At 61.4% G+C, this 2,523-nt stretch carries 3 protein-coding genes and 1 pseudogene; all 4 read left to right on the top strand.

Annotated features, from left to right (window positions below; translation table 11 throughout):
* Positions 1-395: cobalamin-dependent protein (locus EN993_RS34470; RefSeq protein WP_206532470.1), on the top strand; the 395-nt coding region annotated here is incomplete at its 5' end.
* A 98-nt stretch (positions 396-493) separates the two neighbouring features.
* Complete coding sequence (locus tag EN993_RS34465) at positions 494-1,603, top strand: mandelate racemase/muconate lactonizing enzyme family protein (RefSeq protein ID WP_127266108.1); 1,110 nt, start codon at positions 494-496, stop codon at positions 1,601-1,603.
* A 196-nt stretch (positions 1,604-1,799) separates the two neighbouring features.
* Positions 1,800-2,279 (top strand): DUF3828 domain-containing protein, encoded by a 480-nt coding sequence (locus EN993_RS34460; protein ID WP_109672365.1) that lies wholly within the window; start codon positions 1,800-1,802, stop codon positions 2,277-2,279.
* A 4-nt stretch (positions 2,280-2,283) separates the two neighbouring features.
* Positions 2,284-2,523, top strand: a pseudogene (locus EN993_RS37500) (hypothetical protein); the annotation flags it as partial.

Genomic DNA, 2,523 nt, shown 5'->3' with positions numbered 1-2,523 from the left:
AGCAGGGCAAGATGGTCATCGGCACCGTCAAGGGCGACATCCACGACATCGGCAAGAACCTCGTCGGCATGATGATGGAGGGGGCCGGCTTCGACGTCATCGACCTCGGCATCAACAATGCGGTCGAGAAGTATCTCGATGCCATCGAGCAGCATCAGCCCGACATCATCGGCATGTCGGCGCTTTTGACCACGACTATGCCCTACATGAAGGTCGTCATCGACACGATGAAGGAAAAGGGCATCCGCGACGACTATGTCGTGCTGGTCGGCGGCGCGCCGCTGAACGAGGAATTCGGCAAGGCCGTCGGCGCCGATGCCTATTGCCGCGACGCGGCGGTGGCGGTCGAGACCGCCAAGGACTTCATGAAGCGCAAGCACAATGTGCGGGCTTGAGCACGGCAGTCGGCCCAAGTTTGTGACCGAGAGCGCCGTCATGCACTGGAATGGCGAGATGGCCAGAATCGCTTGGCTCGAAGGGGGCTAAGGTCCGTATGCGTATCGAGTCGATCAAAGTCTATCAGGTGCATCTGCCTGTCAAAGGCGGTGCCTACCGGATGGCCAGCGATACCGTGCAGGATCTGGACAGCACGCTCGTTGAAGTGACCACCGAGGACGGGCTGTCAGGCTGGGGTGAGACTTGCCCGGTCGGCCCTGTTTATCAGCCCCAACATGCTCTGGGTGCGAGAGCGGCAATTGCCGAAATAGCGCCTGGGCTCGTCGGCGAGGACACTACGTCCATGCGTCACCTGGCGAAAAGAATGGACGAGCGGTTGAACGGCCACAACTATGCCAAGGCGGCCCTGGATATAGCTCTCCTCGACCTCGCCGGCCAGCGGCTGGGCGTTCCGGTTTCAACACTTCTGGGCGGTGCGCTCACCGATCGTGTGCCGTCCTACTACTCGACCATTGTCGGTGCACCGGACGAGACGGCGCGCATTGCCGTCGACAAGGTCAAGGCCGGTTACCCACGGCTTCAGATCAAGATAGGCGGACGGGATCTCGAGCAAGACGTCGCCACCGTGCACAAGGTATGGGAAGCGGTTGGCTTCACGGCCCGGATAGCCGTCGACGCCAATCGTGGCCTCACCGCCGCGGCGGCGCTGCACATCGACCGGCTTTGCCCGACAATCCCGTTTGTGTTCGAACAACCTTGCAACACCATGGAGGAAGTTGCGAGCCTCAAGGGACGCGTTACCCATCCGGTCTACCTCGATGAGAGTGCCGAGGATTTGAATGCCGTCCTACGGGCAGTTTCTTCAGGTATCGCGGACGGATTCGGATTGAAGGTCACCCGCCTTGGCGGCCTCACCAAGATGGTCACGGTCCGCGACCTGTGTGCGATACGATCTCTTCCGCACAGCTGCGACGATGCCTGGGGCGGGGACGTCATCGCCGCGGCATGCGTGCATCTCGCAGCTACCGTCGAGCCGAGACGTTTCGAGGGCGCCTGGATCGCACAGGAATACATCGAAGGGCATATCGACCCCGTAAATCCCGTCGTTATCGAAAACGGGCATATACGCGTCCCGCAGATGCCAGGGCTTGGTGTCAAACCTGAGCGCTCCCGGCTCAAGGGGCCTGTCACGGCTTTCGGAGGCTGAGGATCCGTGATGTCTGTGGCAATTGTAGCTGGCTGGTATCGTCGGCAGTTAACCGCGGAAGTGCTTTTGCGAACTTCCAGAACGTCAGGTGGCGCGCCTTGGGCTGGCGCTGCAGGACTTCATGAGCCGCAAAAAAGCCGGTATGCAGGATACGTGGTACTGATGGGCTCAAGCCATCAAAAGCCGGAGATTCTGCATGAGACTGACAGTGCTCGCTGCCGCCCTTTCGATAGTCTTGCCGGCGGCCGCCGTCGCCGGACCGGCGTCCAACGCCGTGAAGTTCTTCTATGTTCCGGCGGTCAAGTTCGAGGCCGACGAACAATATCGGGATCGATTCACCGAGCCGGTGACGAAACTGTTCGACCTGAACGACCAGGCAACGAAAAAGAACCCGGACCAGGTTGCCTGCATCGACTTCGATCCTGGTCTCGACGCCCAGGATTTCGATCAGAAGACCGTCTCGAAAACGCTGAAACTGTCTGAGAAGCTGGATGGCGACAACGCAGAGGTTACAGCGTCCTTCAGCCTGTTTTCGGAAGGCGACGATTCCAAACGTGAAATGGTCTGGTCGCTCAGGAAGATCGACGGCAAATGGAAGATATCGGACATCGCCTCCAAGACCAGCGACTGGAAGCTCAGCGCGCTGGAATGCATGGCCGGCCAGACACCGGAGTGATGCGATGGCCCGTCGCTTGTTCCTGGCACTGTCGACCATGTGCCTGCTGGCGGTGGGTCTGAGCGGTGCCGACGCCCAAGGTCTGTTGGGTGCGCCGCCGGCAAACGCCCCGGCCGACGCTGCGCCGGGCGACAGCGGGGCGCCGCCTGCAAATGCGCCCGGAGCCGGGGTGGAACCGGCAACGCCGCCGGGTGGATGGTCGCCAGCCGAAGCCGCACCGGCCGCACCGATCCAGCCGGGTTCG

It is taken from the genome of Mesorhizobium sp. M7D.F.Ca.US.004.01.2.1, from assembly GCF_003997785.1.
Taxonomy (GTDB): domain Bacteria; phylum Pseudomonadota; class Alphaproteobacteria; order Rhizobiales; family Rhizobiaceae; genus Mesorhizobium; species Mesorhizobium loti.
This window is presented reverse-complemented; position numbering and strand designations above follow the sequence as displayed.

Bases quoted from the DNA above. Each gene is read 5' to 3' on its own strand.
- EN993_RS34460 (WP_109672365.1), top strand. From the start codon at position 1,800: ATGAGACTGACAGTGCTCGCTGCCGCCCTTTCGATAGTCTTGCCGGCG.
- EN993_RS34465 (WP_127266108.1), top strand. From the start codon at position 494: ATGCGTATCGAGTCGATCAAAGTCTATCAGGTGCATCTGCCTGTCAAA.